The organism is Streptomyces coeruleoprunus (genome assembly GCF_039542925.1).
Taxonomy (GTDB): Bacteria; Actinomycetota; Actinomycetes; order Streptomycetales; family Streptomycetaceae; genus Streptomyces; species Streptomyces coeruleoprunus.
Genome location: NZ_BAABIT010000001.1, coordinates 6,013,421 through 6,029,972 on the forward strand (window position 1 = coordinate 6,013,421; position 16,552 = coordinate 6,029,972).

At 73.4% G+C, this 16,552-nt stretch carries 15 protein-coding genes; 7 read left to right on the top strand and 8 right to left on the bottom strand.

From position 1 onward, the window contains the following. Positions 1-34 precede the first annotated feature (34 nt). Complete coding sequence (locus ABEB09_RS26930) at positions 35-1,303, bottom strand: exo-beta-N-acetylmuramidase NamZ family protein (RefSeq protein ID WP_345692499.1); 1,269 nt, start codon at positions 1,301-1,303, stop codon at positions 35-37. Between the two features lie 151 nt (positions 1,304-1,454). On the opposite strand from ABEB09_RS26930, the gene ABEB09_RS26935 reads away from it, so the two are divergent. The 4 genes from ABEB09_RS26935 to ABEB09_RS26950 all read left to right on the top strand — a co-directional run bounded on the left by ABEB09_RS26935 (position 1,455) and on the right by ABEB09_RS26950 (position 8,284). After that, a complete protein-coding gene (locus ABEB09_RS26935; protein WP_345692500.1) occupies positions 1,455-2,219 on the top strand; it encodes an SDR family oxidoreductase in 765 nt (254 codons plus the stop codon). Between the two features lie 122 nt (positions 2,220-2,341). Beyond that, positions 2,342-2,935, top strand: a complete 594-nt coding sequence (locus tag ABEB09_RS26940) for a TetR/AcrR family transcriptional regulator (RefSeq protein WP_345692501.1) — start codon at positions 2,342-2,344, stop codon at positions 2,933-2,935. A 106-nt stretch (positions 2,936-3,041) separates the two neighbouring features. Then, entirely contained in the window at positions 3,042-3,914 is an 873-nt protein-coding gene (locus ABEB09_RS26945; protein WP_345692502.1) for an alpha/beta fold hydrolase, read from the top strand. Then, the gene (locus ABEB09_RS26950) at positions 3,911-8,284 is read left to right on the top strand and encodes a caspase family protein (protein WP_345692503.1); all 4,374 of its coding nucleotides are present in this window, start codon (positions 3,911-3,913) and stop codon (positions 8,282-8,284) included. Before ABEB09_RS26945 ends, ABEB09_RS26950 begins: the two co-directional genes overlap by 4 nt. A gap of 22 nt (positions 8,285-8,306) precedes the next feature. On the opposite strand, the gene ABEB09_RS26955 is transcribed toward ABEB09_RS26950, so the two are convergent. After that, positions 8,307-9,527, bottom strand: coding sequence for an acyl-CoA dehydrogenase family protein (locus tag ABEB09_RS26955; RefSeq protein ID WP_345692504.1), 1,221 nt, complete (start codon positions 9,525-9,527; stop codon positions 8,307-8,309). A gap of 3 nt (positions 9,528-9,530) precedes the next feature. After that, on the bottom strand, positions 9,531-10,556 hold the full coding sequence (locus tag ABEB09_RS26960; protein ID WP_345692505.1) for a phosphotransferase family protein: 1,026 nt from the start codon (positions 10,554-10,556) through the stop codon (positions 9,531-9,533). Positions 10,557-10,700: 144 nt separating this feature from the next. On the opposite strand from ABEB09_RS26960, the gene ABEB09_RS26965 reads away from it, so the two are divergent. Continuing rightward, a complete protein-coding gene (locus ABEB09_RS26965; protein WP_345692506.1) occupies positions 10,701-12,002 on the top strand; it encodes an enolase C-terminal domain-like protein in 1,302 nt (433 codons plus the stop codon). Positions 12,003-12,051: 49 nt separating this feature from the next. Here ABEB09_RS26965 and ABEB09_RS26970 read toward each other — a convergent pair whose 3' ends face one another. Then, the gene (locus ABEB09_RS26970) at positions 12,052-12,963 is read right to left on the bottom strand and encodes an MBL fold metallo-hydrolase (RefSeq protein WP_345692507.1); all 912 of its coding nucleotides are present in this window, start codon (positions 12,961-12,963) and stop codon (positions 12,052-12,054) included. Positions 12,964-13,042: 79 nt separating this feature from the next. Beyond that, positions 13,043-13,339: a hypothetical protein gene (locus ABEB09_RS26975; protein WP_345692508.1), complete on the bottom strand. Its 297-nt coding sequence runs from the start codon at positions 13,337-13,339 to the stop codon at positions 13,043-13,045. A gap of 115 nt (positions 13,340-13,454) precedes the next feature. On the opposite strand from ABEB09_RS26975, the gene ABEB09_RS26980 reads away from it, so the two are divergent. After that, positions 13,455-14,390, top strand: coding sequence for an NADP-dependent oxidoreductase (locus ABEB09_RS26980; protein ID WP_345692509.1), 936 nt, complete (start codon positions 13,455-13,457; stop codon positions 14,388-14,390). 32 nt (positions 14,391-14,422) lie between these two features. Here the strand turns inward: ABEB09_RS26980 and ABEB09_RS26985 are convergent, their stop codons facing one another. Both ABEB09_RS26985 and ABEB09_RS26990 read right to left on the bottom strand, forming a co-directional pair. Further along, positions 14,423-14,755, bottom strand: coding sequence for a DUF202 domain-containing protein (locus tag ABEB09_RS26985; RefSeq protein WP_345692510.1), 333 nt, complete (start codon positions 14,753-14,755; stop codon positions 14,423-14,425). Beyond that, on the bottom strand, positions 14,743-15,144 hold the full coding sequence (locus tag ABEB09_RS26990; RefSeq protein WP_345692511.1) for a YidH family protein: 402 nt from the start codon (positions 15,142-15,144) through the stop codon (positions 14,743-14,745). Before ABEB09_RS26990 ends, ABEB09_RS26985 begins: the two co-directional genes overlap by 13 nt. 49 nt (positions 15,145-15,193) lie before the next feature. Here ABEB09_RS26990 and ABEB09_RS26995 point away from each other — a divergent pair, with 49 nt between their 5' ends. After that, a complete protein-coding gene (locus tag ABEB09_RS26995) occupies positions 15,194-15,916 on the top strand; it encodes a hypothetical protein (RefSeq protein WP_345692512.1) in 723 nt (240 codons plus the stop codon). 40 nt (positions 15,917-15,956) lie between these two features. On the opposite strand, the gene ABEB09_RS27000 is transcribed toward ABEB09_RS26995, so the two are convergent. Further along, positions 15,957-16,469, bottom strand: a complete 513-nt coding sequence (locus tag ABEB09_RS27000) for an NUDIX domain-containing protein (RefSeq protein WP_345692513.1) — start codon at positions 16,467-16,469, stop codon at positions 15,957-15,959. Positions 16,470-16,552 lie beyond the last annotated feature (83 nt).

The following is a 16,552-nucleotide window of genomic DNA, read 5'->3' on the forward strand; positions in this document are numbered from 1 at the left end:
TGCCCGCGACGGGCGACGGCGGCGCGGCGGTGCGTCACTTGTACAGCAGGTGCTCCGCCCGCAGTGCGCGGAACGCGGTCAGGCCGCGCTGCCACGCGGCGGTGATCTCGTCCACGCCCGCTCCCGCGTCGATCATCGTCCGCACCGTCGACGACCCCGTCAGCTTGTCGATCCAGCGGTCCGGACGCCACGCGAAGCCGGGCCACGCGCGCCGCGCGGTCACCAGCAGCGCGACCCCGGTGCGTACCGGATCGAACGCCTCGCGGTCGTGGACGTGCAGCTGCACCCCGCCCACCGTCCTGCCCTGGAACTTGGAGAACGTGGGCGTGAAGTACGCCTCCCGGAACCGCACACCCGGCAGCTCCAGCGCATTGGCCGCCTCGGCCCACCGCCGGTCGACGCCTTCCGCGCCCAGCAGCTCGAAGGGCCGGGTCGTGCCGCGCCCCTCGGACAGGTTCGTGCCCTCGAACAGGCAGGTCCCGGCGTACACGAGCGCCGTCTCGGGCGTGGGCATGTTGGGGCTCGGCGGCACCCACGGCAGCCCCGTCGCGTCGAAGAAGTCCCGGCGCCGCCACCCGGACATCCGCACGGTGGCCAGCTCCACCGGCTTCGCCAGGAACTCGGCGTTGAACAGCCGCGCCAGCTCCGCCACGGTCATGCCGTGGGCCTGCGCGATGGGCTCGCGCCCCACGAACGTGGCGTACGCCTTGTCCAGCACCGGCCCGAGTGCCGCCCGCCCCGTGACCGGGTTGGGCCGGTCCAGTACGACGAAACGTTTACCCGCCGACACGGCGGCCACCATGCAGTCGTACAGGGTCCAGATGTACGTGTAGAAGCGCGCGCCCACGTCCTGGATGTCGAACACGACGGTGTCGACGCCCGACGCGGTGAAGATGTCCGCCAGCGCCTGCCCGCTCTTCTGGTACGTGTCGTAGACGGGCAGCCCCGTCGCCGGGTCGTCGTAGCGGCCCTCCGAGCCGCCGGCCTGCGCCGTGCCGCGGAAGCCGTGCTCGGGCCCGAACACGGCCACGAGGTCCACCCGGTCGTCGGCGTGCATGACGTCGACGATGTGCCGCACGTCGGCCGTGACGCCGGTGGGGTTGCTGACCATCCCGACCCGCTGCCCGGCGAGCGCCGCGTACCCGTCGGCGGCCAGCCGGTCGAAGCCGGTACGCACCCGCCGCCCGCCGCCGCCGGCCGCCTCGCCGCTGCCCGCCGTCGCGGGGGCCGCCACGAGCCCGGCCGCCCCCGCCGCACCGATCGCCCCGCCGGCCGCCAACAGACTCCGTCTGGACACGCTCATGGACCAACCTCCGTGATCGTTCTCCGTGATCGTTCCGACACTCTCCGACGTGACCCAGCAGGCTAACCCGCACCCTCTTCCAGCGGAACATACCGACCGGTTAGTCTGCCGGTCGGCCAGGCACACGGATCATCGACGAGAGGGGTCCTCCATGAGCACGCTCCAGGGCGCAGGCGTGGTCGTCACCGGCGCGGGCGGCGGCATCGGCGCGGCACTCGCCCGCAGGTTCGCCGCCGAGGGCGCCAGGGTCGTCGTCAACGACCTCGACCCGGCCCGCACCAAGGCGGTCGCCGACGAGATCGGCGCCACCGCGGTCCCGGGCGACGCCTCGGCGATCGTGGAGGAGGCGCGCGAGGCGCTGGGCGGCACCGTCGACGTCTACTGCGCCAACGCGGGACTCGCCTCGCCGGGCGACGCCTTCGCGGACGAGGAGGTCTGGGCCGCGGCCTGGGACGTCAACGTGATGGCGCACGTCAGGGCGGCCCGTGCCCTGCTCCCGGACTGGCTGGAGCGCGGACGGGGCCGGTTCGTCTCCACGGTCTCCGCCGCGGGCCTGCTCACCATGGTGGGCGCGGCTCCCTACAGCGTCTCCAAGCACGGTGCGTACGCCTTCGCCGAGTGGCTCTCGCTCACCTACCGGCACCGCGGCCTCAAGGTCCACGCCATCTGCCCGCAGGGCGTCCGTACGGACATGCTCACCGCGGCCGGCACGGCCGGCGAGCTGGTGCTGGCCCCCACGGCGATCGAGCCCGAGGACGTGGCCGACGCCCTGATCGCCGGTATCGAGGAGGACCGCTTCCTGATCCTCCCGCACCCCGAGGTGGCCGGTTTCTACCAGGCCCGCGCGACCGACCCGGAGCGCTGGCTGGGCCGTATGAACGGCATCCAGCGGCACTGGGAGGCCACCGGGAAGTGAACCCCGGGAAGACAAGTGGCAAGATCCTGCCGCGGGTGTCGAGCACCGGAGACTCCGGAATCACCAGGAGCGGCGAACGGCACCCGGCGGACCAGCCGACGAGACGGAAGAGGTGGCGGCGCATGGCCAGGACGACGGACGGGGACGGCACCCCCGTCCCCCAGAGGCTGCTGGCCGCCGCCACCCGGCTCTTCGCCGAGCGGGGCTACGACCGCACCTCCGTCCAGGAGATCGTCGAGGCGGCCGGCGTCACCAAGGGCGCCCTCTACCACTACTTCGGCTCCAAGGAGGACCTCCTCCAGGAGGTCTACTCGCGGGTGCTGCGCATGCAGCAGGAGCGGCTCGACGCCTTCGCGGACGCCGACGCCCCGGTCGAGCGGCGGCTGCGCGACGCCGCCGCCGACGTGGTCGTCACCACCATCGAGAACCTCGACGACGCGTCCATCTTCTTCCGCTCCATGCACCACCTGAGCCCGGAGAAGAACAAGCAGGTACGCGCCGAGCGGCGCCGCTACCACGAGCGCTTCCGCGCCCTGATCGAAGAGGGCCAGCGCAGCGGCGTGTTCTCCTCGGCGACCCCCGCAGACCTGGTCGTCGACTACCACTTCGGCTCCGTCCACCACCTGTCCACCTGGTACCGCCCCGACGGTCCCCTCAGCCCCCAGCAGGTCGCCGACCACCTCGCCGACCTCCTGCTGCGCGCCCTGCGCCCGTAACCCGTCGGGCCGGCCCGCCCCCGATCCTGAGATCCGTCCCCGAAGGCGGAGCAGCGGGGGTAGAAAGGACACACGGTCCGGGGCTGTCGGAGAAGGGGTGGAGGACGTGGCGGCGATCGTGGTCCTGCACGGGGTCGGCAAGCAATATCTGTCGCCGGGGAGCGTGCACGAGTCCGTGTCGCGCGCCGTGCTCACGGGTCTGGAGTCGATCGGGGTCACCGGGCTGTCCCCGGAGGACATCGCCGCGCCCCACTACGGCCACTGGTTCCTCCCGAGGGACGCCACCCCCGTCAAGAGCGGCCCCGCGACGCCGCTCCGGGACGACGACCTCGACCCCTGGGAGGCCGAGGTCCTCCGCGAGTTATGGGCGGAGGCGGCCCGGCTGGATCCCCACAGGGTCCGGCCCCCGGGCGACGGGGAGGTGACGAAGGCCCCCGTTCCCCGCCTCGTGCAGCTCGTCACGTACGCCCTCAACCGGGCCCCCTTCATGGCGCGCGGCGGGATGGTCTTCCTGCGGGGCGACCTCCGGCAGGCGCGGTCCTACCTGCGCGAGCGGGCGGTCCACCGGTGCGTCCAGCAGGAGCTGGCAGCGGTGATCGACGACGACACACGCGTCCTCGTGGGGCACTCGCTGGGCTCCGTCATCGCGTACGAGGCCCTCGCCGCGCACCCGGAATGGCCCGTGCGCACGCTGGTCACCCTCGGGTCGCCGCTCGGCATGCCCACGTTCTTCCGGCAGTTGGTGCCCAGGCCGGAGGGCCGCCGCGGCGCCTGGCCCGGCTCGGTCGTCCACTGGGCCAACCTCTGCGACCGGCACGACTTCGTCGCCCTCCACAAGAACCTGGACACCCTCTTCGGGGACGGCACGCGCAAGGTCGACGACGACATCATCGACAACGGCTGGAAGGTGCACGCCCTCGAACGGCACCTGGAGGACCGCAGCACGGCGAAGGCCATCGCCGCCGGACTGGGGACATGACCCCTCCCGCCGGGTCCGAGCCGGAGGACGGACCGCGCCGCCGCCTCATCGTCGCGGGCACCCGCTTCTACCACCACTACCCCGAGCTGGCCGGCGTACCGCGCGAACTCGACAAGGTCACCGCCGTCTTCGAACGCCTGGGCTTCGTACGGGAGGCGCGGCTGGACGACCCCACCTCCCGCGAGCTGGAAACCTGGCTCACCGACTGGGCCTACGGCGACGACCACGGCGACGACGTCGTCGTCTTCTACTACACGGGCCACGGCCACGACGCGAGCAGGGACGGCGAGGGCGACGACCGGCACTACCTGCTGTGCCGGGACACCAACCTGCTCGAACCACTGCGCGCCGCACGGCCGACCGCAGAGATCACCCGGGCACTGCTCCACTCGCGCGCCCGGAGCGTGATGCTGATCATCGACGCCTGCTACGCGGGACAGGGTGGCTTCGACGCCCGCACGGTGGCCCGCTCGATGGCCCGCAGCTTCGGCGGCGCCGACCCCAGGAACGGTACGGACATCGTCGACCTCGTGGTGATCGCCGTCGCCGGCGCCGCCGAGGAGGCCCGGCCGATGGCGTTCGCCGACGCGCTGGAGGCGGCGCTGGACCAGTACTCCGTGTCCCGGTGCCAGGAACACCTGACCGTCGAGCAGGTCGTGGACAAGGTGAACGAGGTCTTCCAGGACAAGGGCATCCCCCAGCGTGCCTGGTGCTCGCTGGAGTCCGGCGGGTCCCGCTACTTCTTCAAGAACTCCGGCTACCGGCCGGAGGCGCTGGCCGGAGACCTGGACCTGGCGGAGCAGGAGGCCTGGCTGAGCCCCGAAGGCCAGCGCCGGAAGGCCGATCTGGAGGCCCACTTCGCGCCGCGCGCACACGGTTTCGTCGACGCATCCGACCGCGGCCGGGGCTCCTACTTCGTCGGCCGTACGGAGGAGATCGCCGAACTCACCGCCTGGCTGCGCCGGACCGACGACAAGGACGCCGACCCCCGTCGCGCGGAGGGCCGGAGCCGGGGCATCGTGGTGACCGGCGGCCCGGGCGTCGGCAAATCGGCCCTCCTCGGCCGGCTGGTCCTCCACAGCCGGCGTACCCCGGCACTGTCCGGACAGCCCGTCATCCATACGTGGATCCACGCGCGTCACCGCTTCCTCCCCGACATCGTCCGGGGCATCGCCGACGCGGCAGGTGTGACCGTCGAGACGCCGCAAGCCCTTCTCGCGGCCATCGCCCGCCGCAAGGAACCGCTGCACATCCTGATCGACGCCCTGGACGAGGCCGGACCGGCCGACGGCGGCGACTCCCAGGCCGAACTGATCGCCCGTACGCTCCTCGCACCGCTGACCCGGATCCCGTGCGTCCGCCTCCTCGTCGGCGCGCGCCCGCACGTGCTGCGCCACCTGGAGCCGCACCTCCGCGTGCTGAACCTCGACGGGGCACGGGCGAGGACCCGCGGGGACATCGCCGCCTACGCGCGCCGCCTGCTCGTGGCACCCGACGGACCGGGCAGCACCGGCCCGTACGACGGCGAGACGGCTGCCGCAGTGGCCGACGAGATCGCCGGTCGGGTGAACGGCAGCTTCCTGAACGCGCGCCTCGCCGCCCGTGAACTCGGCCACCGCAAGGAGCCGATCGACATCGGGCAGGACCACTGGCGCGAACTGGTGCCGCAGCCCGGCGAGACGCCCGGCCGGACCTTCCTCAGGACCCTGGACCGTCAGCTCGGCGAACACGCCGCCCGCGGCCGCGCCCTGCTCACCGCCCTCGCCCTGGCCGAGGGAGCCGGCCTGCCGCCCGACCACGTGTGGCGCGCCCTCGCCTCGGCCGTCGACGGTTCCGGGACGACCCCCGGGGAGAGCGCGTTCGGCTGGCAGGACCTCCGCTGGATCCTGGACGTCGCACGCGAGCACATCGTCGAGGAACTGGATCCGTCGTCACGGCAGTCCGTCTACCGCCTCTACCACGAGTCCTACGCCGAGGCCCTGGTGGCCGGTCTCGGCGCGGAGAGCCGGGCCCGCGCCGCCCGAGCCCTGCTGCACCTGGTCCCCCAGCCGCCGGGCCACGCCGGCCGCCGCGACTGGGACGCCGCACCGCCCTACGTGCTGCGCCACCTGGCCACGCACGCCGCCGGCACCGACCTCCTCGACGAACTCGCCGTCGACCCCGCGTACCTCCTGAGCGCCGACCACGGCGCCCTCCAACGGGCCCTGAACGGCGCCGACACGGAACCGGCCCGCGCCGCCGGCCGCGCCCTCGGCCGCTGCGCCGCGACGCTCCGCACCCGTGGCGACCGCGCCGAGTCGGCCGCGTACCTGCGGCTCGCGGCGCTCCAGTCCGACGCGACCCAGCTGGCGGAAGCCGTCCGCCGCGTGTGGCCCTCGTTGCCGTGGGACGCGGAGTGGGCCCGGGTCAGCCCCCTCCCGTACCGGACGATCGGCTCCTTCGAAGGCCGGTTGCCGGTCACGGCCGTCGCGCGGGTGCACGGCCGCCGGGCACTCGTGACGGCCGACGACTCCGGTGCCGCGCGGATCTGGGACGGTGAGGACGGCGAACTCCTCACCGAACTGCCCGTGGGCTTCGGGACCGTCCACAGCGCACACGGCTGCTGGGAGGGGCGCGCTCCCTGGGTCGGGCTGCGCACGCAGGACGGAGACCTCGGCCAGCTGTGGGTGTACGACCTGGAGACCCGGGACCTGGTCGGCTGCGTGTCGCTGCGGGACTGGGCGGACGCGGAACTCGTGTCCGTCGACGGGGAGTGCGTCGCGGTCCTGCTCGACCGCGCGGGGAACGTTCGTGTCGTCCGCGTCGAGGACGAACACGTGCTGGCCTCCGCGACGGGCTGGCTGAGCCGGGGCCCCGCACCATGGCCGCTCTCGCTCTGGCGGCGCTCGGCGGTACGGCTGGCGGCGGGCATGGTGGGCGACCGGCTGGCCGTGGCGGTCGTCGTCGAACGCGAACGGGACCTTCCGCTGCGCGGCCGTGCGCGGTTGACGGCCTGGGAGTTCCGGCCGCGGGACGACTGGAGCGCGCACTTCCAGGGCACCGTCAGGCTGCGCGGCCGACTCGTGGCCGGCCTGTCGGTGTGCCAGGAGACCGTCTGCGTGGCCTGTCCCGCTCCGAAGAGGAGCACCGGCACCCGTGACCACCGTCTCGGGGCTCTGCGACTGGTCGAGTGGACGGGGCTGGGCGAGCACACCGCCGAGGCCGCCGCCGCGGTCTGCTTCGTCCCCGCGCCTCAGGGCGGTGACACACCCCTGTGCCTCTCCGCGGACGAGGGCGCCGTGACCGTGCGCGACAGCGAGGGCGGGCCGGCCGGACGCGGCAGGACGGATGCCCCGGTCTGGTCCCTGCTGCCCCTGTGGGCCGACGACGCGGGCGTGGAGGTCCTGTCCCTCAGCCGGTTCCCCTTCTCCGCCAAGGCCTGGCGGATCGCGTACGCCCAGGACGTCGGGGTGACGGACCGTCCCCCGGACGAGGCGCAGTTCTTCAAGGCGGGCGCAGGTGAGGAAGGCCCCGTGGTCGTCACCCGGATCGGGAGGGCCCTGTACCTGCTCGACGGAGTGACAGGCAGGGTCGTCGACTCCTTCGACGACCCCCGGCGCAGCCATCGCGTCACGGCCGGGAGAGGAGCCCCCGTGCTGCGCCGAGCCGCCGGTCGGGGCGACGCCGTGCACTGGACCGGTGGCACGGAGGAGACCTACCCCGGGCTCCTCCGGAAGTGCTACCCCCTGGCGACGGGACGGTGCGACGACGTTCCGTACGTCGTCGTCGGGACGGGTCTGCTCCCCCGGCTGGAAGCCCGACGGCTGACCGGTGAACGGGTCGGGGCACGATCGATGCTGCTGGAGACCCGGCGCTTCAGAGTGGTCGGAGGCCCCGGATGCCTCCTGGTCTCGTACATCGGGCACGTGGACGGCATCGACGACGGGGACGGGTATCCCATCGTGCCACCGGAGGACCGGCTCGAGGTGAAGTCCGTGGTGGGGAAGGACTACAGATGGTCACTGCGGCTCGACAACACCGACGTGCTGTACGACATAGGTGTCTGGCCGGACGGCCCCGTCGTGGGACTCGTGGGCCGTTCCGGCCGACTGACAGTCCATCACCTGAAGGGCAGCCGGGACAGCGACGAGGAGACCGTCCGCCGTCCCGACACCGCACGTCCCGTCGTCCTGCGCCTCCAGACGCGCCACGGCCTCCCCACGGTCCTCACGATCACGTCGGACTGGGCCCTGACCCTGTTCCGCGCGGACACGGGCGACGTCCTCCACCAGCTCGCCCTCGGCTTCCAGGTGGAGGACGCCGACTGGATCGACGACGACCTGCTGTGCGTCCGGACGACGACCGGGCTCCTGTGCCTGCGGCTGGCCTAGGAAAAGGCCCCTCCGACACCGTCTAGCCCCGCGCGTACGCCCTGATCTCCCGGCGCGCCAGCGAGCGCTGGTGGACCTCGTCCGGGCCGTCCGCCAGGCGCAGGGTGCGGGCCGCGGCCCACAGTTCGGCGAGCGGGAAGTCCTGGCTCACGCCGGCCGCGCCGTGCAGCTGGACCGCCCGGTCGACGATGTCCACCACCGTGCGCGGCGTCGCGATCTTGATGGCCTGGATCTCGGTGTGGGCGCCCTTGTTGCCGACGGTGTCCATGAGCCACGCCGTCTTCAGGACCAGCAGCCGCAGCTGCTCGATCGCCACCCGGGCGTCCGCGATCCACGCCTGCACCTGACCCTGCGCGGCCAGCGGCTTGCCGAACGCCGTACGGGACACGGCCCGGCGGCACATCAGCTCGACGGCCCGCTCGGCCATGCCGATCAGCCGCATGCAGTGGTGGATGCGCCCGGGCCCGAGGCGGGCCTGCGCGATGGCGAAGCCGCCGCCCTCCTCGCCGATCAGGTTCGCCACCGGGACGCGGACGTCGTGGAACACCACCTCCGCGTGACCGCCGTGGTAGTGGTCCTCGTACCCGTACACCCGCATCGGGCGGCGGATCTCCACGCCCGGCGTGTCCCGGGGGACCAGCACCATCGACTGCTGACGGCGGATGTCCGGCCCGTCGGGGTCGGTCTTGCCCATCACGATGAAGACCCGGCAGTCCGGGTGCAGCGCCCCGGAGATGTACCACTTGCGGCCGTTGACGACGTACGTGTCGCCGTCCCGGTCGATCCGGGTCTCGATGTTCGTCGCGTCGGACGAGGCGACCTCCGGCTCGGTCATCGCGAACGCGGAGCGGATCTCCCCGGCGAGCAGCGGCTCCAGCCACTGCTTGCGCTGCTCGTCCGAGCCGAACGCGGCCAGCACCTCCATGTTGCCGGTGTCCGGCGCCGAGCAGTTGAGGGCGGTCGGCGCCAACTGGGGCGAGCGGCCGGTGATCTCCGCGAGCGGCGCGTACTGGAGGTTGGTCAGCCCGGCCCCGTACTCCTCGTCCGGCAGGAACAGGTTCCACAGGCCCTGCCTGCGTGCCTCGGCCTTGAGCTCCTCCACGACCGGCGGTACGTCCCACGGCGAGGCGAGCTCCGCCCGCTGCTCCTCGGCGACCCGTTCGGCCGGGTACACGTGCGCGTCCATGAAGGCGAGCAGCCGGGCGCGCAGCTCCTCGGTGCGCGCGTCGAAAGCGAAGTCCATGGGTCAGCCTTCCTGGAGGGTGGTGAGGCCGTGCTCGATGAAGACGGGGACCAGCTCGCCGATCCGGTCGAAGCCCGCGCCGACGGTCTGCCCGAGGGTGTAGCGGTAGTGGATGCCCTCCAGGATCACGGCGAGCTTGAACCAGGCGAACGCCGTGTACCAGGCGAGCGAGGACACGTCGCGGCCGGAGCGGGCCGCGTACCGCTCGATCAGTTCGGCGGGCGACGGATGCCCGGCGGCCGCCGCGGTCGTGCTCACCGGGGAGTCGGGTACGCACAGCTCGGTGCTGTACATCACGAGCAGGCCGAGGTCGGTGAGCGGGTCGCCCAGCGTGGACATCTCCCAGTCCAGGACGGCGGTGATCCGGTCGTCGGCGCCGATGAGGGCGTTGTCGAGGCGGTAGTCGCCGTGGACGACCGTGGGCGCGGGGGAGTCCGGCAGCCTCCGGCCGAGCGCCGAGTGCAGTGCGTCGATGCCCGGCAGCTCCCGGCCCCTCGAGGCCGCCAGCTGCTTGCCCCACCGCCGCACCTGCCGGTCCAGGAAGCCCTCGGGCCGCCCGAAGTCGTCCAGGCCCACGGCCGCGGGGTCCACCGCGTGCAGGTCCACCAGCGTGTCCACGAGGCCCAGCACCGCGCCCCGGGTGCGCTCCGGGCCCAGCGGGGCCAGCTGCTCGGCCGTCCGGTACGGCGTGCCCGGCACGAACTCCATGACGTAGAACGGCGCGCCCAGCACCGACTCGTCCTCGCACAGCAGGACCGGCCGGGGCACCGGCACGGCCGTCGGGTGCAGGGCGCTGATCACGCGGTACTCGCGCTTCATGTCGTGCGCGGTGGCCAGCACGTGGCCGAGCGGCGGGCGGCGGACCACCCAGCGGCCGGCGCCGTCGGTCACCACGTACGTCAGGTTGGACCGGCCGCCCTCGACCAGCCGGGCGTCGAGCGTGCCGCGCACCAGCCCGGGACGCTCGCGGTCCAGCAGGGCGCGCAGCCTCTCGGGGTCGAGACCGGGTGGTGGCGGGGCTGAGCTCATCGTTCGCACCTCCAGGGGCGTGGGGCCGGGGCCGCATGGTGGAGGCATCATGACCGACCAGTCGGTATGTCGTCCAGGGCGGGTCGCGGAAACCGCCTGCACGACTCTGTCCGTGGACCGCATTCATGAATAGGGTTCACCATCATGACCAGTGAGCTGCTGATCGACCGTGTCCGCCTCACCCCCGTCCTCATCGCCGATCCGCCCCTGCTCAACACCCAGGGCGTCCACCAGCCGTACACCCCGCGCCTCATCGTCGAGATCGCCACCCGAGGCGGTGTCACCGGTGTCGGCGAGACCTACGGGGACAGCGCCTACCTCGGCCTGGCCCGCCCGCTCGCCGAGGCCCTGCCCGGCCACGCGGTCACAGACGTGAACGGCCTCTTCCGCCTCGCGGACCAGCTCGGGGCCGGGCCTGCGACGGTCGGCGAAGGCCGCGACGAAGGCGTCGACGCGGGCGGACTGCGTGGTGTCCGGACCGCCGCCAAGCTCCGCCTCTCCGTCGTCTCCGCCTTCGAGGTCGCCTGCCTCGACGCCCTCGGCAGGACGCTGGGCCTCCCCGTGCACGCCCTGCTCGGCGGCAAGGTCCGCGACACCGTCGACTACAGCGCCTACCTCTTCCACCGCTGGGCCGCGCACCCCGCGGGCGGCGGGAAGGACGACTGGGGCGCCGCCCTCGACCCGGCCGGCATCGTCGCGCAGGCCCGGCGCTTCACCACCGCGTACGGTTTCCGCTCCTTCAAGCTGAAGGGCGGCGTCTTCGAACCCGACCGGGAGATCGCCGCGATCCGCGCGCTCGCCGACGCCTTCCCCGGCCACCCGCTGCGCCTGGACCCCAACGGCGCCTGGTCCGTGGAGACCTCGGTGTACGTGGCGGAACAGCTCGACGGGCTCCTGGAGTACCTGGAGGACCCGGCGAGCGGCACCGACCGCATGGCCGAGGTCGCCGCCCGCACCCGCGTCCCGCTCGCCACCAACATGTGCGTGACGACGTTCCCCGAGATCCCCGACGCCTTCGCCCGGGGCGCGGTCCGGATCGTGCTGTCCGACCACCACTACTGGGGCGGCCTGCACCGGACGCGGGAACTCGCCGCCGTCTGCCGGACGTTCGGGATCGGGCTGTCCATGCACTCCAACACCCATCTGGGCATCAGCCTCGCCGCGATGACGCACGTCGCCGCGACGGTCCCCGATCTCGACCACGCCTGCGACACGCACTACCCGTGGCAGACCGAGGACGTCCTCACCCGCCGCCACGTCTTCCGCGCCGGCCGGCTCGCCGTGTCCGACGCGCCCGGCCTCGGCGTCGCACTCGACCGCGAACGGCTCGCCGTCCTCCACCGCCGCTGGCTGGACGACGACGGATCGATGCGCGAACGCGACGACGCGGCGGCGATGCGGCGGGCGGACCCGCGGTGGGTCACGCCGGCCGTACCGCGCTGGTGAGCGGCGTACGGCCGACGCGTGCGCCCGGTCCCGTACCTCCTCGCACGCCTCAGGCGTGGCAGGCCACCGGCACGCCGCCGTTCATCGCCGCCATGTCCCCGAACACGGCGGCCACGTCGAGCGGCGAGCCCTCCGGCAGCCCGTCCAGCTCCGCGTACGCCCGGTGCACGTTCGCGACCAGCCGCTCGCTCTCCCGCAGCGCCCCGAACTCGCCGAGGTCCGCCTGCCGGGCCACCTCCAGCGGCGGCAGGCCCTTCGCGTGGCCCTCCGCCGCCAGCTCGGCGACGAACCGCAGGTAGCGCTCGGTCGCGTCGTACACCGACGGGTCGGCCAGCGGGCCGTGCCCCGGTACGACGGTCCCGGCGTCCAGCGAACGCAGCAGGTCCAGCGCCCGCAGCGACCCGCTGAGCGAGCCCGTGGCGAGGAACGGCGTACCGCCGTGGAAGATCAGGTCGCCCGTGAAGACGATGCCCTGCTCGGGCAGGTGCACGATGGTGTCGCCCGCCGTGTGCGCCACGCCGGGGTGGATGAGCCGCACCTCGGTGCCGCCCGCGTGGAGCGTCATCCGGTCGCTGTACGTGACGGTCGGCGCCGTGACCCGGATGTCGCCGAAGTCGGTCTGCGGCCAGATCAGGTGCAGCTGCCGGCCCGCGGCCAGCAGCTCGCTGCGGCACGCCTCGTGGCCGACGACCGTGGCCTCGGGCAGGAAGACGGCGTTGCCGTAGGTGTGGTCGCCGTGGTGGTGGGTGTTGACCACCGTGCGCGGGAGCGGTGCGCCGTGCGCCCGCAGTTCCTCGCGCAGGAGCAGCGCCCGCCGCTCGGTGGCGGTCGTGTCGATCAGGACCGTGTCGGTCCCGTCGCTGACGAAGCCCGCGTTGTTGAGGCACCAGCCCCCGTCGGGCTGGACGTAGGCGTGCACACCTGAAGTGAGCTGGACGGTGTACGGATCCGTAGCGGGCACCGGCATTCCCCCGAGTCGCGGCCGAACTGATGAAGCAGAGCGTGCCAGTCCGTCCCGGCCCGGGGGAAGGCGGGGTGGGTCAGTGATCGTCCCAGTGGCCGTCGTGGGCCGCGTGGCGGTGCCCGTCGTGCACGTAGTCGAGGTGGTCGCCGTGGGCGACGGCGGGGTGCCCGCAGCTGTCGCCGTGCTCATGGGCGTGGCCGCTGTGCGCGATGTGCTCGCCCGGCTCGCACTCGTCCCAGTGTCCGGAGTGCTCGCGGTGCAGGTGGCCGTCGTGCGCGTAGTCGACGTGGTCGCCGTGGACCACGGACTGGTGGCCGCAGGCCGGGCCGTGCACGTGGGTGTGTGCCGGGTGTTCCTGGTGGAGGACTGTCATGGGAGACCTCTGTCTGGAGGACCGGTAACACATCCAGACTAGTCCCTTTTGTCCGTTTGATCAGCTTGGCTTGCGTGGGCTTGCGCGGCCCGGGGAGCGCCCCGAGGGTCGGACCATGAAGGCGATCAGCTACCGCCGCTACGGCGGCCCCGAGGTGCTGGAGTTCGGCGAGCGCCCCGACCCCAAGGTGGGGCCCGACAAGGTCCTGGTGAAGGTGCGCGCCGCCGCCGTGAACCCGGTCGACTGGAAGTGCCAGGCCGGCTACATGGACACCGTGCTGGACACCGTCTTCCCGGTCGTGCCCGGCTGGGACGTCTCCGGGGTGGTCGTCCAGCCCGGGGTGTCGGTCCCCGAGTTCACGGTCGGTGACGAGGTGATGGGGTACGTACGCGAGGACGTCCTGTGCCACGGCACCTTCGCCGAGTACGTCGCGGCGCCCGTGCGCACGATCGCCCGCAAGCCCCGCAACCTGACCTTCGAGGAGGCGGCCGCCCTGCCGCTCGCCGGGCTGACCGCCTACCAGGTGCTCACCCGGGCGCTGCGGGTGCGGGAGGGCGAGACGGTGCTGGTGCACGCCGCGGCCGGCGGCGTGGGCGCCATGGCCGTCCAGCTCGCCCGCCACCTGGGAGCCCGCGTGATCGGCGCCGTACGGGAGGACGGCGTGGACCGCGCACGCGAGCTGGGCGCCGAGCCCGTCGCGTACGGGGACGGGTTCACCCGCCACGTCAGGGCGCTGGCCCGGCACGGGGTGGACGCGGCGTTCGACACCATCGGCGGTCCGGCCCTCAAGGACTCGGCGAACCTGCTGGCCCCGGAGGGGCGCCTGGCGTCCGTCGCGGACGGCGAGGTGGTCGGCCTGGGCGGCCAGTACGTCTTCGTCCGCCCCGACGCGGCCGACCTGGCGACGCTCGCCGACCTGGCGGAGAAGGGCGTGCTGACGGTACGGGTCGCGAAGACGTTCCCCCTGGAACAGGCGGCGGACGCCCAGCGCGCCAACATGGAGGGCGGCCTCCAGGGCAAGGTCGTGGTCACCGTGGACTGGACGACCTGAGCCCCCTGCCGGCCGGGCCGCGGTGCCCACGGTCAGAGCACCACACCCACCCCGAACGCCGCCAGCGCCACCGTGCAGGCCGCCGCGGCGGCCGCCGCCCCGAGGCCCAGGGGCCGTGGCCGTGCCGGGCCCAGCTCCCGGATGCGCCGATGGGCCACCCCGAGGAACGCCAGCCACACCAGCAGCGACAGCCCCGCGGCCGGCAGCCCCGCGCCCGACAGCCCCTCGTGCAGGCCCTGCCGCGCGGCCAGCACGGCCGCCACGGTGCACGCCAGCGTCGTCCGCCGCCAGGCCAGCCGCGTCCGCTCCGGCTGGAGCCCCGGGTCCCGTGCCTCGTCGCCCGCCACGGGCGTCACCCGGTCCACCCGAACACCACGGCCAGCACCATCGCGACGGCCACGAGCCCCACCGCCAGTCCGAGCAGTGCGGGGAAGCGGCTCACCGGCAGGTCCTCGCCCCGCCGCATCGCCCGCTCGCAGCGCACCCAGTGGTTCACCGCCCGCAGCGCGCACAGCGCCCCGGCGGCGAGCAGCGCCAGCGCGACCCCGACCCGGACGCCCGCCCGCAGGTCGGGCAGGAACTGGTCCACGGCGAACCCGCCGCCCACCAGCGCCAGACCGGTGCGCAACCAGGCGAGGAACGTACGCTCGTTGGCGAGCGAGAACCGGTAGTCGGGCGTCTCGCCCTCCTCCCGGATGCGCTGGGGCGCGAACCACAGCCGCAGCCCGCGCAGACTCCGCCCGAACTCGCTCACACGAGCACCCTAACCGCGCCCTGCCGGACGTGCGCTCTAGGGTGTCGGCATGCCGCGCACCCTGCTGATCCCCGAGTACGAGGAAGAGTTCACCCTGGTCGCGGGGGAGGAGCTGGTCACCGGACCGGCGTTCTGGTACCTGCACCTGTGTCTGTGGCAGGAGGACCCCGACGACCTCCTGGAGCGGTACGACGCGGACCCGGCCGACATCGACGCGCTGTACGAGCGGCTGACGGACGAGGAGGCGTGGCCGCTGATCCGCGTTCCGTTCGGCGGCGGCCACACCGCGGTGGCGGCGTACCGCAACTTCCCCGAGGACAGCGGCGTCGACTGGTTCGTCCACCACCCGGAGTGGGGCAGGCTCGGGCACCTCGGCCAGATGGACGGGCACGACAGGGGGCCGGGCCTGTCCTGGCGGGAGCTGACGGCGATCGCCGCCGCCGTCCCCGAGGGAGCCGACGGGCTGACCGACCCGGCCGAGCGGCTCCTGGTCCTGCTGCCGATGCTCGGCGACGCGGACACGCCCCCCGAGGCGGCCCGGGTCGTGGCGGCGGCGCTGGCGGAGTGCGGCATACCCGAGGACCACGCCGTGGACCTGGCCGGCCGGATCCTGGACGACGGCTTCTCTTCGCTGCCCCGCTGGGAGGTGCGCGAGGGCAGCCCGGTGCCGGTCTGCGCGGACGACGGCAGCCCCCGCACGATCCCCCTGGCCAAGGGCATCACCCCGGCCCAGGAACGGTCCCTGGCCGAGGCGCTCATGGGCAGCCTCTGACAGAAGTACCTGGAGTCGCAGGGGCACCGCCCCGGCGACCTCACCCCCGCAACCGCTCCCACGCCGCCAGCCCGTCCGGCACCCACGGCCACTCCCGCAGCCGCGCCTCCAGCTCCCGCTCCGGCAGGAACGCGTGCCAGGCGACCTCCTCCGCCTGCGGCGACACCGGCAGGGCGCACCGCACCTCGTACACCCACGACCACCACGACCCGCGCCCGCCCGGCCCGTCCTCGTACAGGAACTTCAGCCGGGGCACCGGGCGCGGCAGCCCCGTGACGCCCAGCTCCTCCTCCGCCTCCCGCAGCGCCGCCGCCTCGTACGACTCGCCGGCGCCGACGACGCCGCCCACGAACATGTCGTACAGCGAGGGGAAGACCAGCTTCGCCGCCGTGCGGCGGTGCACGAAGATCCGGTCGTCCGCGTCGCGCGCCAGGACGAACACGCACCGGTGCCGCAGCCCGCGCGCGTACACCTCGCCGCGCGGCAGCTGTCCGACGACTCGGTCGTGTGCGTCGACGACGTCGAGGATCTCCTCGGCGGGTGATGCGCTCATCCTGCGTCCTTCCCGAGCGTGCTCAAGCTCTCCGAGAGGTTGACGAGTTACTGCTGCGTACTGAAGATCGGACCATTCCGCGC